The following is a 13,762-nucleotide window of genomic DNA, read 5'->3' on the forward strand; positions in this document are numbered from 1 at the left end:
CATGACACCCGGCGCCCCGGCCGGGCGCCGTCCCCCCGACCCCGGGCCTCGTGCGCGGGGCCTGCCAGGAGAGAGTCACCGTGTCCTCAACGCCCCCCGACGCCCACGGACGCCACCGCGCCCGCCGATGGTCCCGCAAGCGCTGGGCCGCCGTCGCGCTGGTCGTCGTGCTGCTCGCGGTCCTCGGGGCCGGCGTGGCCGCGACCTGGCGGCTGCAGTCGAACCTGGACACCTCCCCGCTCGACCTGGGCGACGGGACCGGGCCCGAGGCCGGTCCGCTGGACATCCTCGTCATGGGCACGGACACCCGTGACGGCGAGGGCAACGAGCGCTACGGCGACGACGAGGACAGCTCGGGGGCCGGTCTGACCGACGTCATGATGCTGGTGCACGTGAGGGAGGACCGCAGCGGCGTCACCGTGGTGTCCCTGCCGCGCGACCTGGTGGCGGACATCCCGCGCTGCACGGATCCCGAGACCGGTGAGGTCCACCCGGCCGAGGAGGACGCGATGCTGAACTCCGCGATCGCCAACGGCGGCCCCGGGTGCACGGTCGCGACCGTCAACGAGATGACCGGCCTCAAGATCGACCACTTCATGCTCGCCGACTTCGACGCCGTGAAGGAGCTCTCCTCGACCGTGGGCGGGGTCGAGGTGTGCGTCAACGACGCCGTCGACGACCCGAAGTCCGGTCTGGAGCTGCCCGCCGGCGTGTCCTCCGTGGAGGGCGAGCAGGCGCTGGCGTTCCTGCGCAGCCGCGCCGCCTTCGGCGACGGCGGGGACACGAGCCGGATCCGGTCCCAGCAGTCCTTCCTCGCGTCCCTGGCCCGCAAGATCAAGGACGAGGGCACGCTGCGGGACCTGCCCAGGCTCTACGAGATCGCCGACGTCGCCACCCGCAACCTGCACGTCGACGAGGGGCTGGGGTCCGTCCCGACGGTGGTCGGCCTGGCCACGGCCGTCCGGGGGATCGACCTCGGCGCCATGGTCTTCGTCACCGTGCCCACGGAGCCGTACGAGCCGGACCCCAACCGGCTCCAGCTCGACGAGGAGCCGGCCGAGCACCTCTTCGAGGCCCTGCGCGAGGACCGGCCGCTCACGTCGCCGTCCGCGGAGCCCACCGACGCCCCGTCCTCCTCCGCGACCCCGTCGCCCGGCGCCACCACGCCGGCCCCGTCGGTCGACCCGGCCACGGTCCCGCTCACGGTCGCCAACGTCTCCGGCGTCGACGGCCGGGACGCGGAGATCGCCGACGTGCTCGAGGCCGAGGGGTACACCGCCGTCGAGTCCGGTCCGCAGGCCACCGAGCTGCCGGGCACCCAGGTCTTCTTCGGCGCGGGCTGGTACGAGGCGGCCGTCGAGGTCGCCGAGCTGCTGGGCGTCCCCTCCTCGCAGATCGTGCCCACCACCGACGTCGCCGGGGTGTTCGTCTCGGTGGGCCAGGACTTCCGGCAGGGGGACCGGCTCGACCTCGGAGCGGTGCTGCCCGGTGAGTTCAACGGACAGACCGCCGAGCAGTACACCTGCCAGGAGGCGGCCGGCGACTGGTGAGCGCGCGGCCCGGCGCGCCGGGTGCCGCGTGATAGGTTGGACACATGCGGACTGGGACATTCCTCCTCCTTACGTGCCGCAACGGGGCCTGACCCGTCGAGAGAGTGGCCGGCCTCCCGTTGCGGAGTTCCTGATGCCCGGCCACCCGCAGACGTCTCGAGCAGAACAGGCCCACCCCATGCGCAATCACCAGCAGCCCTCCGGCATGCCGATCCACAAGTACGTCCCGTACCAGCAGCAGTTCCCCTTCGACCTGTCCGACCGCACCTGGCCGGACCGGGTCATCACCGAGGCTCCACGCTGGTGCGCCGTGGACCTGCGCGACGGCAACCAGGCGCTGATCGACCCCATGAACTCCGACCGCAAGCTCAAGATGTTCGAGCTGCTCGTGCGGATGGGCTACAAGGAGATCGAGGTCGGCTTCCCCTCGGCCTCCCAGACCGACTTCGACTTCGTGCGCCGGCTCATCGAGGAGGACCGGATCCCCGACGACGTCTCGATCCAGGTCCTGACACAGTCCCGCGAGCACCTCATCGAGCGCACCTACGAGGCCATCGACGGCGCCGACAAGGCGATCGTCCACCTCTACAACGCGACCTCCACGCTGCAGCGGCGCGTGGTCTTCGAGCAGGACATGGACGGGATCGTGGACATCGCCCTCACGGGGGCGCGGCTGTGCATGAAGCACGAGGAGCAGCTGAAGAACACGTCCGTGACCTACGAGTACTCCCCGGAGTCCTACACCGGCACGGAGCTCGAGTTCGCGGCGCGCATCTCCAACGCCGTGGCCGAGACCTTCGAGATCGGCGGGGACCGGGAGATGATCCTCAACCTGCCCGCCACCGTCGAGATGGCCACCCCCAACGTCTACGCGGACTCCATCGAGTGGATGTGCCGCAACCTCTACAACCGTGACGCCACCGTGGTCTCCCTGCACCCGCACAACGACCGCGGGACCGGGGTCGCCGCGGCCGAGCTGGGCTACCTCGCCGGTGCCGACCGCATCGAGGGCTGCCTGTTCGGCAACGGCGAGCGGACCGGCAACGTGGACCTCGTGACCCTGGGCCTGAACCTGCTGACCCAGGGCGTGGACCCGCAGATCGACTTCTCCGACATCGACGAGATCCGCCGGACCGTGGAGTACTGCAACCAGCTGCCCGTCCCCGAGCGGGCCCCCTACGGCGGGGACCTCGTGTTCACGGCCTTCTCCGGCTCCCACCAGGACGCCATCAAGAAGGGCTTCGACCGGATGACCCGGGACGCGCAGGAGCAGGGGCGCGGCGTCGACGAGCTGGTGTGGGCCGTGCCGTACCTGCCCATCGACCCCAAGGACCTGGGCCGCACCTACGAGGCCGTCATCCGCGTGAACTCGCAGTCCGGCAAGGGCGGGGTGGCCTACCTGCTCGCCAACGAGCACGGGCTGGACCTGCCGCGCCGCGCGCAGATCGAGTTCTCCCGCGTGGTGCAGGAGCACACCGACACCTCCGGCGGGGAGGTCTCCGGCGCGGAGCTGTGGAAGGTGTTCGCGGACGAGTACCTGCCCACCGTCCAGGACGGGGACGCCGGGCGATGGGGCCGGTACCGGATCACCAACATCACCACGACCTCCGAGGAGGACGGGGAGAGCACCCTCGAGATCGGCCTGGACGTCGACGGCGTCCAGCACCACCGCACGGCGCAGGGCAACGGCCCCATCGAGGCGCTGCTGGCGATCTTCGCGTCCGAGGGCGTGGACGTGCGCGTGCTCGACTACAGCGAGCACGCCCTGTCGGCCGGCGGCGACGCCCAGGCCGCCAGCTACGTCGAGGCCGCCGTGGGGGACCGGGTCCTGTGGGGCGTGGGCATCGACGCGAACACCACCCGTGCCTCCCTGAAGGCCGTCGTCTCCGCGGTGAACCGGGCCGTGCGGGACGCCCAGGCCTGAGCGCGCGCCGGCCGGTGCGGCGCGGCGGCGGGCCACCCCGGACGAGGGGCGGCCCGCCGTCGTCGTCCCGGCCCGTGCCGTCCGCCCGGCGTGGGAGAATGAGCCCGTGGCCAGGACGACGTTCGCATCACGCAGCTACCGGGACGACGCCGTCGTGCTGCGCACCTACAAGCTCGGCGAGGCCGACCGGATCGTCGTGCTCCTCACCCGGGACCACGGTCAGGTCCGGGCCGTCGCCAAGGGCGTGCGGCGCACGACCTCCCGCTTCGGCTCCCGGCTCGAGCCGTTCAACGTCGCCGAGCTGCAACTGGTCACCGGCCGCAACCTCGACATCGTCTCCCAGGCGCTGGGCAAGCGCGGCTACGGGTCGGTCATCGCCGCCGACTACGCCAAGTACACCGCCGCCGCGGCCATGACGGAGGCCGCGGAGAAGTTCACGGAGAACGACGACGAGTCCGCGGCCCAGCAGTACCGGCTGCTCGTCGGCGCCCTGTCCGCCCTGGCCCGCGGGCTCCACGAGCCGGGGGCCGTCCTGGACTCCTACCTGCTGCGCGCCGTGTCCACGGCCGGGTGGGCCCCGAGCTTCACCGACTGCGCCCGGTGCGGCGCCCCCGGACCGCACGAGGCGTTCTCCGCCCAGCTCGGCGGCGCCGTCTGCCCGGCCTGCCGCCCGCCCGGGGCCGCCGCACCCGACCCCGCCACCGTCGAGCACCTCTCCGCGCTGCTCACCGGCGCGTGGGAGCGGATCGACGCGGTGGAGGTGCGCACGGCACGGGCCGCCGCCGCCATCGTGGCCACCTACGTACAGTGGCACCTGGAGAGGGCCGTCCGGTCCCTGAACCTCGTGGAACGGAGCTGACCATGCCCGGCTTTGCCGCCCCGCCCGCCCATCCCAGCGGTGTCTGCGCCCCGCCGATCCCGCAGCAGTTCGTGCCCCGGCACGTGGCCGTGGTCATGGACGGGAACGGGCGCTGGGCGAACCAGCGCGGTCTGCCGCGCAACGAGGGCCACAAGGCGGGGGAGGCGGCCCTGATCGAGGTGATGGCCGGGGCCATCGAGATGGGCATTCCGTACGTCAGCGCCTACGCCTTCTCCACCGAGAACTGGAAGCGCTCCCTGGACGAGGTGACGTTCCTGATGAACTACACCGCCGACGTCATGGAGCGCCAGCTGCCCACCTTCCAGGAGTGGGGCATCCGGATCCGGTGGGCCGGGCGCAAGCCCCGCCTGTGGCGCTCGGTCATCAACCGCCTGGAGGAGGCGGAGCGGTCGACCCGCGACAACGACGTCGTCACCCTCACCATGTGCGTGAACTACGGGGGGCGGGCCGAGATCGCCGACGCCGCGGCGGCGATGGCCGCCGACGCCAGGGCAGGCACCCTGAACCCGCGCAGCATCGACGAGAGGACCGTCCAGCGCTACCTGGACGAGCCGGACCTGCCGGACGTCGACCTGTTCCTGCGCTCCTCCGGGGAGCAGCGGATCTCGAACTTCCTCCTGTGGCAGTCCGCCTACGCCGAGTTCGTCTTCCAGGACGTCCTCTGGCCGGACGTCGACCGCCGCACCCTGTGGGAGGCCGTCGAGGTCTACGCGCGGCGGGACCGGCGCTACGGCGGCGCCGTCGACCGTGTGGCCGGACCCGGCGCCTCCGCCTGAGGCGGGCGCCGCCCCAGGCCGCGCAGCCACGCCGCGAGATCGCGCTGCGCGGCCCTCCGCACGGACTCCCGGGAGAGGTGGACGTCGTGGACGGCGCCCTCGTAGGAGCGCACCGTCACGTCGGTCCCCAGGTCGGACGCGTGCCGGCGGATCTGCCGGACGTCCAGCACGGTGTCGGCCGCGCGCATCCGCTCGCTCCACCACGGGCGGATGCACGAGCGGGCGGAGGTCTGCACCAGTACTGGAAGGTGAAGGTTCAGCCCCTTCGCAACCTCACCCTGAGCCTGAAGGACAGCGTTGAGCCAGCCGGGGGTGATGTCGAAACTGGTCTCGGGGCGCCAGCGGGGGTCGATCGGCCACTCGCCCTCGGCGTGCTCGCTGATCACCCGGTAGTAGTGGCTGCGCAGCCGGGCCCGCACCGGTCGGTCCGGCCGCTGCTCGGCGAGCTTCGCCACCAGGGGGCGCAGGGCGGCGCCCACGGCGTCGGAGCCGTGGCTGCCGATCCAGGGGGCGTTGAGCGCCAGGCCGTCCAGCCGGCCGGGGTGCCGGGAGGCCCACATCGCCGCCGTGAGACCGCCGGTGGAGTGGCCCATGAGCACGAGCCGTCCGTCCGGGCCGGGGACCCCGTCCTCGGCCATCAGCCCGAGCGCCGCGGCGATGTCGTCATCGTAGTCGGCGAGGTCCGTGGTGTGCCCCGGGCACCCGTCCTCCTCGGCGAGCACCTCGTCGGTGAGGTTGCGGCCGTAGCCGTGCAGGTCCAGGGCGTAGAAGGCGTACCCCGCGGCCGCGCACGTCCGGGCCAGCTCGGCGTTGAAGAAGTAGTCCGACCAGCCGTGCAGGTACAGCACCGCTCCGCGCAGGCTGCCCGGCGCCGCCGGGACGTCGCCAGGCCGGTAGCGGACCACCGTGGCGGTGGAGTGCGGCGCGGAGCCCGGGTCCAGGTCCACGGTCCGGGCGCGGAAGCCCGCTCCCAGCACGTCGGGGACCCACGGGTCCGGGGGAGCGCTCATGCCCTCACCTCGCGAGGGCGGTCGTCGGGACGGCGGCCCGGGAGCCCCTCCGCGACCGCCGGGTCGGAGGAGTGCCCTGTGGAAGACTGGGGCCATGCGCTTCTACCCTACGTTCTTCACGGCCGTCTTCTCCCGGATGGACCCCGAGCGGGCCCACCGGATCGGCTTCCTCGGGATCCGGGCGGCGCGGACCGCGCGGGTCAGCACGGCCCTGCGGGTGTACACCCGTCCCGACCCCGCGCTCGAGGTGGAGGCGATGGGCCTGCGGTTCCCGTCCCCGTTCGGACTGGCGGCGGGCTTCGACAAGGGCGCCGAGGGCGTCAGCGCCCTCACCGACCTCGGCTTCGGCCACGTCGAGATCGGCACCGTGACCGCCCAGGCGCAGCCGGGGAATCCCCGGCCCCGCCTCTTCCGGCTCGTCCGGGACCGCGCGGTGGTCAACCGGATGGGCTTCAACAACGAGGGGGCGGCGGCCGTGGCACCGCGCCTCGCACGGGCGCGCCGCGAGCTCGAGGCGGACCACGGCGGCCGCGCCCGTCCCGTGCTCGGCGTCAACATCGGCAAGACCAAGGCGGTGCCGCTGGAGGACGCCGTGGACGACTACCTGCAGAGCGCCCGGACCCTGGCCCCCCTCGCGGACTACCTCGTGGTCAACGTGTCCTCGCCCAACACCCCGGGCCTGCGGCAGCTGCAGGAGATCGAGAGCCTGCGCCCGCTCCTGAGCGCGGTGGGCCGCACGGCCGACGAGTCCGCGGACCGGCACGTCCCCCTGCTCGTGAAGATCGCCCCGGACCTCTCGGACGAGGACGTGCTGGCCGTCGCGGACCTGGCCCTCGACCTCGGTCTGGACGGCATCGTGGCCACCAACACGACGATCGCCCGCGACGGGCTGGGCCTGGTCTCCGATCCGTCCGAGGTCGAGGCCCACGGCGCCGGCGGGCTCTCCGGTGCCCCGCTGCGGCGGCGCTCCCTCGAGGTGCTGCGGCTGCTGCGCGAGCGCGTGGGGGACCGGCTGACCCTCGTCTCCGTGGGCGGCGTGACCACGGCCGAGGACGTCCAGGAGCGCCTCGACGCCGGCGCCGCACTCGTGCAGGGCTACACCGCGTTCCTCTACGAGGGTCCCTTCTGGGCGCGCCGCATCAACCAGGGCCTGGCCCGCCGGGCGGGCCGGGCCTGGAGCTGACGGCGCACGGGAGCCGGCGGCTCACGCCCTGACGGGGCGCCGCCGACGGCCGCTCCGTCAGGGGGAACAGGACTGCCCCCGGACCGCACGGTCCGGGGGCAGTCCTGTCGCGGCCGCGCCGGGCGCGGGCCGGTCGGGGCTCAGGAGGGGCGCTCTCCGCGGGCGACCTGGGGCTTGGGCAGGCGCAGACGGCGCATCGTGAAGGAGCGCATGGCCGCGTACCAGCGCACGCCGCGCTCCACGGTCCCGAACTTCGCCTGCATAGCCTTTTTCATCCGGGCCGTCGACAGCACGGCGTCCACGATGCCCAGGACCATCAGCGCCCAGATGAGGTAGACGCCGTAGGTGGCCACGTCCTGGACGGGGAAGAACAGGATGACGAGCGCGAGCAGCGCCACGACCATGAGGTACTCGCCGACGTTGATCCGGGAGTCCACCCAGTCCCGCGCGAACCGGCGCTGCGGGCCCCGGTCCCGCGGGCCGAGGAAGCGCTCGTCCCCGGCGGCCATGCCGGCCTGAGCCCGCATCCGCTGCTCGCGCGCCGCGTCACGGGACTGCGCCTTCGCGGCCTTGCGGTCCTCCGGGACCAGGGGCCGGCGCCGGGCCGCCTCCTGCTGCCGGCGGCTGGGCGTGGGCCGGCCCTTGCCCGGCGTCCGCCGCGGGGCGGCGGCCGGGTCCGTGGGAGCGGGGGCAGCGGTCACCGACGTGGACCCCGCGCGATCTGCATCCTTCTTGCGTCCAAACACCCGTCAAGGATAGCCGACGGACCTGCCGGTCCCCGCCGGGCCCCGGACATAGGGTGAGCACCATGAACGAGCCCTCTGCCCCGACCGTTCCCGTGCCCGTCGACGCCGTGCGCGCGGCCGTGCGCGCCGACATGCCGCGGACCCTCGAGCAGCTCGTCGAGCTGGTCGCGGTCCCCGGCATCGCCTGGGAGTCCTTCGACCCCGCGCAGCTCGAGCGCAGCGCTGAGGCCGTGGCCGGCGTCCTCTCGGGCGCCGGGCTGGACGAGGTGGAGATCCTGCGCGTGCCCCTGGGGGACGGGCCGGGCCACCCCGCGGTCGTCGCCCACCGCCGCCCCGCGCCCGGTCACCCGACCGTCCTGCTCTACGCCCACCACGACGTCCAGCCCCCGGGCCGGCGCGAGCTGTGGGACTCGGAGCCGTTCGCCTCCGAGGAGCGCGACGGCCGTCTCTACGGTCGGGGCGCGGCCGACGACAAGGCCGGGATCATGGCCCACGTCGCGGCGCTGCGCGCCGCGTCCGCCCACCGCGGGGACGAGCTGGGTCTCGGCGTGACCGTCTTCGTGGAGGGGGAGGAGGAGGCCGGCTCCCCGTCCTTCCGGGACTTCCTGGAGACTTACCGGGACCGGCTGGCCGCCGACGTCATCGTGATCGCCGACTCCTCGAACTGGGAGGTCGGCGTGCCCGCCCTGACCACGAGCCTGCGGGGCATGGTCGGCGCCGTCGTGGAGCTGTCGGTGCTCGAGCACGCCGTCCACTCGGGCATGTACGGCGGGCCGGTCCTGGACGCCCCCACGCTGCTGGCCCGCCTCATCGCCACCCTGCACGACGACGACGGCGCCGTGGCCGTCGAGGGGCTGCTCGCCGAGGACCACACCGACCTGGTCTACGACGAAGAGCGGTTCCGGGCCGACGCCGCGGTCCGGGACGGGGTCCGGCTGGCCGGCCGCGGCTCGATCGCCTCGCGGCTGTGGACCCAGCCGGCCCTGTCCGTCACCGGCATGGACGTCACGCCCGTGGACATCGCCGCCAACACCATCGCCCCCTCCGCCCGGGCGAAGCTGAGCCTGCGCACGGCCCCCGGGCAGGACCCCGCCGAGGCCGCGGAGGCGCTCCGGCGCCACATCGAGGCCCACGCGCCGTTCGGGGCGCACGTGCGCTTCGAGCTCGAGGAGACGGGACAGTCCTTCCGGACCGACATGGGCTCCGAGGCCGCCCGGATCGCCCAGTGGGCGCTGGGGGAGTCGTGGGGCCGGCCCGCCGTGGAGACGGGGATCGGCGGCTCCATCCCCTTCACCGCCGACCTCACGGAGGTCTATCCTGAGGCCGCCATCCTCATCACGGGCGTCGAGGACCCCGACTCCCGCGCGCACAGCGCCAACGAGTCCCTCCATCTGGCGGAGTTCGAGCGCGCGGTGGTCGCCGAGACGCTCATGCTGCTCGCCCTCGACCACACCGCCCGTCACACGGAGCGTCCCCGGGAATGAACTGCTGGGCCCATCCGTTGTGCCCCTGGTAGACCTGCCGCCGGCCCGACCCCGTGCGGCACCCCTCCACAGAAAGTGAGCATCATGAGCGTCACGACCGACAACGGCGCCGCAGTGGACGGCCTCCCCACCCACGGCGTCGACCTGACCGACGTCGCGTCCCAGAAGGTCCGCGCCCTGCTCGAGCAGGAGGGCCGCACGGACCTCCGGTTGCGCGTGGCGGTGCAGCCCGGCGGCTGCTCCGGCCTCATCTACCAGCTGTACTTCGACGAGCGCATCCTGGACGGGGACTCCGTACGCGACTTCGGCGGCGTCGAGGTCGTCGTGGACAAGATGAGCGTGCCCTACCTCGAGGGTTCGACCATCGACTTCGAGGACACGATCTCCAAGCAGGGGTTCTCGATCGACAACCCCAACGCGGGAGGATCCTGCGCCTGCGGCGACTCCTTCCACTGAGTCCGCCCGCTCCTCCCGAGAGGCCCGCCGTCCGTCCGGACGGCGGGCCTCTCGGTGTTCCGGGGGCCTCCGGAAGCGGCTCGCGAAGGCGTCGCGGAGCGCCGCGCGGAAGCTGACACTGTGTCACCAGATGTCAGCGACAAGGGGTAAGCTCGAAGGGAAACATTCCACCTGACTGTGTCCGGGCTCCCGGAATCGGGGCCTCCGGCGCGCAGAGGACGAGCACGAGAAGAAGAGGAAGGGCCGTCTGTGAGTTCGCACACACGAACCGACAGCCTCCGGCGCCGCACGGCAAAGGTGTCTGCGGTAGCAGTCCTGGCAGCAACCGCGCTGACGGGTTGCTCGGAAGAGGCGAAGCTCGGCTGGATGCCCACCGAGCGTGGCACCACCGACAACGCCGACATGATCCTCGACCTGTGGGTCGGTTCCTGGATCGCGGCCCTCGCCGTGGGACTGGTGACCTGGGGTCTCATGCTCTGGTGCATGATCGCCTACCGTCGTCGCAAGTACGAGACCGGCTACCCGCGCCAGGTCGCGTACCACGCCCCCCTCGAGGTCTTCTACACGATCGTCCCGATCGCCCTCATCATGTCCCTCTTCTTCTTCACCGAGCGGACCCAGGCCGAGATCACCTCCCTGGACGACGACCCGGACGTCACCGTCCAGGTCTACGGCAAGCAGTGGGCCTGGGACTTCAACTACCTGAGCGAGGACGTCTGGGACACCGGCATCCAGGGCCACCTGGACGGCGAGGAGGGCGTCCCCGAGCGGGTGCCGACCCTGTACCTGCCCGTCGACAGCGACATAGAGCTGCAGGTCACCTCCCGCGACGTCATCCACTCCTTCTGGGTCCCTGCCTTCCTCGAGAAGCGGGACATGTTCCCGGGGCGGACCAACACCATCAGCATCACCACCGGCCAGGAGGGCTCGTACTTCGGCAAGTGCGCCGAGTTCTGCGGGGAGTACCACTCCGAGATGCTGTTCAACGTCAACGTGGTCAGCCAGGCCGAGTACGACGCCCACATCCAGTCCTTGCGCGACGCCGGCCAGACCGGGGCCCTGGGCGAGGAGTACAGCCGCGATTCCTACCCCGGCACGGACGACGTCCTGCCCGTCAATCCTCTCGAAAACTAAGGAGTACCGGTGTCCACACTCGAGTATTCACGGGACGAGGCAGCCACTGTCGCTCCGCGCGTGGTGCCCCGGTCCAAAGGCCGGATGGTGGTCAACTGGATCACGTCCACTGACCACAAGACGATCGGGTACATGTACCTGATCTCCTCCTTCGCCTTCTTCTGCATCGCCGGCGTCATGGCGCTGCTGATCCGTGCCGAGCTCTTCGAGCCGGGCATGCAGATCCTGGAGACCAAGGAGCAGTACAACCAGCTGTTCACCATGCACGGCACGCTGATGCTGCTGATGTTCGGCACCCCGCTGTTCGTCGGCTTCGCCAACGTCATCGTCCCGCTGCAGATCGGCGCCCCCGACGTCGCCTTCCCGCGGCTCAACGCCCTGGCCTTCTGGTTCTTCCTCTTCGGGTCCCTGATCGCCACCGCCGGGTTCCTCACCCCGCAGGGTGCGGCCTCCTTCGGCTGGTTCGCCTACACGCCGCTGTCCAACTCCTCGTTCTCGCCCGGTGCCGGCGGTGACCTCTGGGTCTTCGGCCTGGCCCTGTCCGGCTTCGGCACGATCATGGGCGGCGTGAACTTCATCACCACGATCATCGCGATGCGCGCCCCCGGCATGACCGTGTGGCGGATGGGCCTGTTCACCTGGAACACCCTGATCACCTCTCTGCTGGTGATCATGGTGTTCCCGCCGCTGGCGGCGGCGCTGTTCGCGCTGGGCATGGACCGGACCCTGGGCGGGCACATCTTCGACCCGGCCAACGGGGGAGCGGTGCTGTGGCAGCACCTGTTCTGGTTCTTCGGCCACCCCGAGGTCTACGTGCTGGCCCTGCCGTTCTTCGGCATCGTCTCGGAGATCATCCCGGTGTTCTCCCGCAAGCCGCTGTTCGGCTACAAGGGCCTGGTCTTCGCGACCATCACCATCGCCGCGCTGTCGGTGACCGTGTGGGCCCACCACATGTACGTCACCGGTGCGGTGATGCTGTCCTTCTTCGCGTTCATGACCATGATGATCGCCGTGCCCACCGGGGTGAAGTTCTTCAACTGGATCGGCACCATGTGGCAGGGCTCGATCACCTTCGAGACCCCCATGCTGTGGGTGCTGGGCTTCATGTTCACGTTCCTGTTCGGCGGGCTGACCGGGGTGATCCTGGCTACCCCGCCGCTGGACTTCCACGTCTCGGACACCTACTTCGTGGTCGCCCACTTCCACTACGTCATCTTCGGCACCGTGGTGTTCGGGATGTTCGCCGGGTTCTACTTCTGGTGGCCGAAGTTCACGGGCAAGATGCTCAACGAGCGGATCGGCAAGATCCACTTCTGGCTGCTGTTCCTGGGCTTCCACATGACGTTCCTGATCCAGCACTGGCTGGGGGTCTCGGGGATGCCCCGGCGCTACGCGGACTACCTGCCGGAGGACGGGTTCACCTGGATGAACCAGATCTCCACCGTCGGGGCGATGCTTTTGGGCGTGTCGATGATCCCGTTCTTCTGGAACGTGTACACGACCTGGCGCAACGGCACGAAGATCGAGGTCGACGACCCGTGGGGCTTCGGCGGTTCGCTGGAGTGGGCGACGTCCTGCCCGCCGCCGCGGCACAACTTCACCTCGCTGCCGCGGATCCGCTCGGAGCGACCGGCCCTGGACCTGCACCACCCGGAGCTGGCCGCGGAGTCCCCGCAGCAGTCCCCGGTCGACGACGGCGCCATCGCCACGCGGAAGGGCTGAGCATGAAACTCTCCATCAAACTGTTCGTCATCCTCGGGCTCTTCAGCGTCCTCGTCGGCGTGGTCTACGGGTTCATGACCCGCTTCGACGAGCTGGTCGGGTTCCCGGCGTTGCTCGCCGTCGGCGCCATGTCCTTCATGCTGGCGGTCTACCTGTGGCTCGTGAACCGGAACACCGGTGGCGTGCTGCCGGAGGACAAGCTCGACGGCGAGATCGTCGAGTCCGCCGGCGAGTACGGGCACTTCTCTCCGTGGAGCTGGTGGCCCTTGCTGCTCGGCACCGGCTGCGCCCTGGCGTTCACGGCGCTGGCCATGGGCTGGTGGATCCTCGGCCTGGCGGCCCCGCTGGCGATCCTGGGTCTCGTGGGTCTGATCTTCGAGTACTCCCGCGGCGACCACGCGCACTGACACGGACGGCTGAACGCCGACCGTCACAAAGGCCCCGGACACCCCTGGTGTCCGGGGCCTTTCCAGTGCCCGGGGACCGCGGTGCGTTCTCCCTGTGGACGAGCGCCCCGCGACCGGTGGCCCACACCGACGAGCGCCCCGCGACCGGTGACCCACACCGGAGGGCGAACCACCCGGGCGACATCGCCTCGCCCGCGCCCTGTGCCGACGGCCCCCTGGTGCCCGGGGCACCAGGGGGGACCGCGGCACGGTCGCGGGCCGGTCGCGCGCCGTTCGCGAGCCGTGGCTCTGAGCGCGGACTGCCCGGCCTCCGGTCGGCCAGGGAGGCCCGCCGGACCCGACCCTGACCTCGGCCCTGACCCCGGCCCTGGGGACGTCGCCCGGAGCGGTCCTGTCCGCCCCGGGCTTGGTGATGTCAACGGTCAGCGGGACTTCCCGGTGGGCGGTCAGGTGATCTCCCCGTGGGCGGACAGCTGATCTCCCTGTCCGC

12 protein-coding genes are annotated in these 13,762 nt (G+C 71.6%); 10 read left to right on the forward strand and 2 right to left on the reverse strand.

Annotation, left to right across the window (positions count from 1 at the left end; all coding sequences use genetic code 11):
* Positions 1-80 precede the first annotated feature (80 nt).
* From Q0817_RS08935 to Q0817_RS08950, 4 genes are all read left to right on the forward strand, one after another.
* A complete protein-coding gene (locus Q0817_RS08935) occupies positions 81-1,550 on the forward strand; it encodes an LCP family protein (protein ID WP_298585956.1) in 1,470 nt (489 codons plus the stop codon).
* Between the two features lie 178 nt (positions 1,551-1,728).
* Positions 1,729-3,474, forward strand: a complete 1,746-nt coding sequence (gene leuA / locus Q0817_RS08940) for a 2-isopropylmalate synthase (RefSeq protein ID WP_298585959.1) — start codon at positions 1,729-1,731, stop codon at positions 3,472-3,474.
* 106 nt (positions 3,475-3,580) lie between these two features.
* The gene (gene recO, locus Q0817_RS08945; protein WP_298585962.1) at positions 3,581-4,333 is read left to right on the forward strand and encodes a DNA repair protein RecO; all 753 of its coding nucleotides are present in this window, start codon (positions 3,581-3,583) and stop codon (positions 4,331-4,333) included.
* 2 nt (positions 4,334-4,335) lie between these two features.
* Complete coding sequence (locus tag Q0817_RS08950; protein WP_298585966.1) at positions 4,336-5,130, forward strand: isoprenyl transferase; 795 nt, start codon at positions 4,336-4,338, stop codon at positions 5,128-5,130.
* Here Q0817_RS08950 and Q0817_RS08955 read toward each other — a convergent pair.
* Positions 5,082-6,140, reverse strand: a complete 1,059-nt coding sequence (locus Q0817_RS08955) for an alpha/beta hydrolase (protein ID WP_298585969.1) — start codon at positions 6,138-6,140, stop codon at positions 5,082-5,084. The genes Q0817_RS08950 and Q0817_RS08955 overlap by 49 nt on opposite strands.
* A gap of 94 nt (positions 6,141-6,234) precedes the next feature.
* Between Q0817_RS08955 and Q0817_RS08960 the strand changes: the two genes are divergently transcribed.
* Positions 6,235-7,323, forward strand: a complete 1,089-nt coding sequence (locus Q0817_RS08960; RefSeq protein ID WP_298585972.1) for a quinone-dependent dihydroorotate dehydrogenase — start codon at positions 6,235-6,237, stop codon at positions 7,321-7,323.
* A 140-nt stretch (positions 7,324-7,463) separates the two neighbouring features.
* Here Q0817_RS08960 and Q0817_RS08965 read toward each other — a convergent pair whose 3' ends face one another.
* The gene (locus tag Q0817_RS08965; protein WP_298585975.1) at positions 7,464-8,024 is read right to left on the reverse strand and encodes a DUF3043 domain-containing protein; all 561 of its coding nucleotides are present in this window, start codon (positions 8,022-8,024) and stop codon (positions 7,464-7,466) included.
* Positions 8,025-8,131: 107 nt separating this feature from the next.
* Here Q0817_RS08965 and Q0817_RS08970 point away from each other — a divergent pair, with 107 nt between their 5' ends.
* The 5 genes from Q0817_RS08970 to Q0817_RS08990 all read left to right on the forward strand — a co-directional run bounded on the left by Q0817_RS08970 (position 8,132) and on the right by Q0817_RS08990 (position 13,272).
* Positions 8,132-9,553, forward strand: coding sequence for a dipeptidase (locus tag Q0817_RS08970; RefSeq protein ID WP_298585978.1), 1,422 nt, complete (start codon positions 8,132-8,134; stop codon positions 9,551-9,553).
* A gap of 84 nt (positions 9,554-9,637) precedes the next feature.
* The gene (locus tag Q0817_RS08975) at positions 9,638-10,009 is read left to right on the forward strand and encodes an iron-sulfur cluster assembly accessory protein (protein ID WP_058873612.1); all 372 of its coding nucleotides are present in this window, start codon (positions 9,638-9,640) and stop codon (positions 10,007-10,009) included.
* Between the two features lie 249 nt (positions 10,010-10,258).
* Positions 10,259-11,143 (forward strand): cytochrome c oxidase subunit II, encoded by an 885-nt coding sequence (gene coxB, locus Q0817_RS08980; protein WP_298585984.1) that lies wholly within the window; start codon positions 10,259-10,261, stop codon positions 11,141-11,143.
* Between the two features lie 9 nt (positions 11,144-11,152).
* Positions 11,153-12,865 carry a cytochrome c oxidase subunit I gene (gene ctaD / locus Q0817_RS08985; protein ID WP_298585987.1) on the forward strand — a complete coding sequence of 571 codons (1,713 nt, stop codon included), beginning with the start codon at positions 11,153-11,155 and terminating at the stop codon, positions 12,863-12,865.
* 2 nt (positions 12,866-12,867) lie between these two features.
* Positions 12,868-13,272 (forward strand): cytochrome c oxidase subunit 4, encoded by a 405-nt coding sequence (locus tag Q0817_RS08990; protein WP_298585990.1) that lies wholly within the window; start codon positions 12,868-12,870, stop codon positions 13,270-13,272.
* Positions 13,273-13,762: the final 490 nt, after the last annotated feature.

Origin of the sequence: uncultured Kocuria sp. (genome assembly GCF_947500125.1) — a bacterium.
Taxonomy (GTDB): Bacteria; Actinomycetota; Actinomycetes; order Actinomycetales; family Micrococcaceae; genus Kocuria.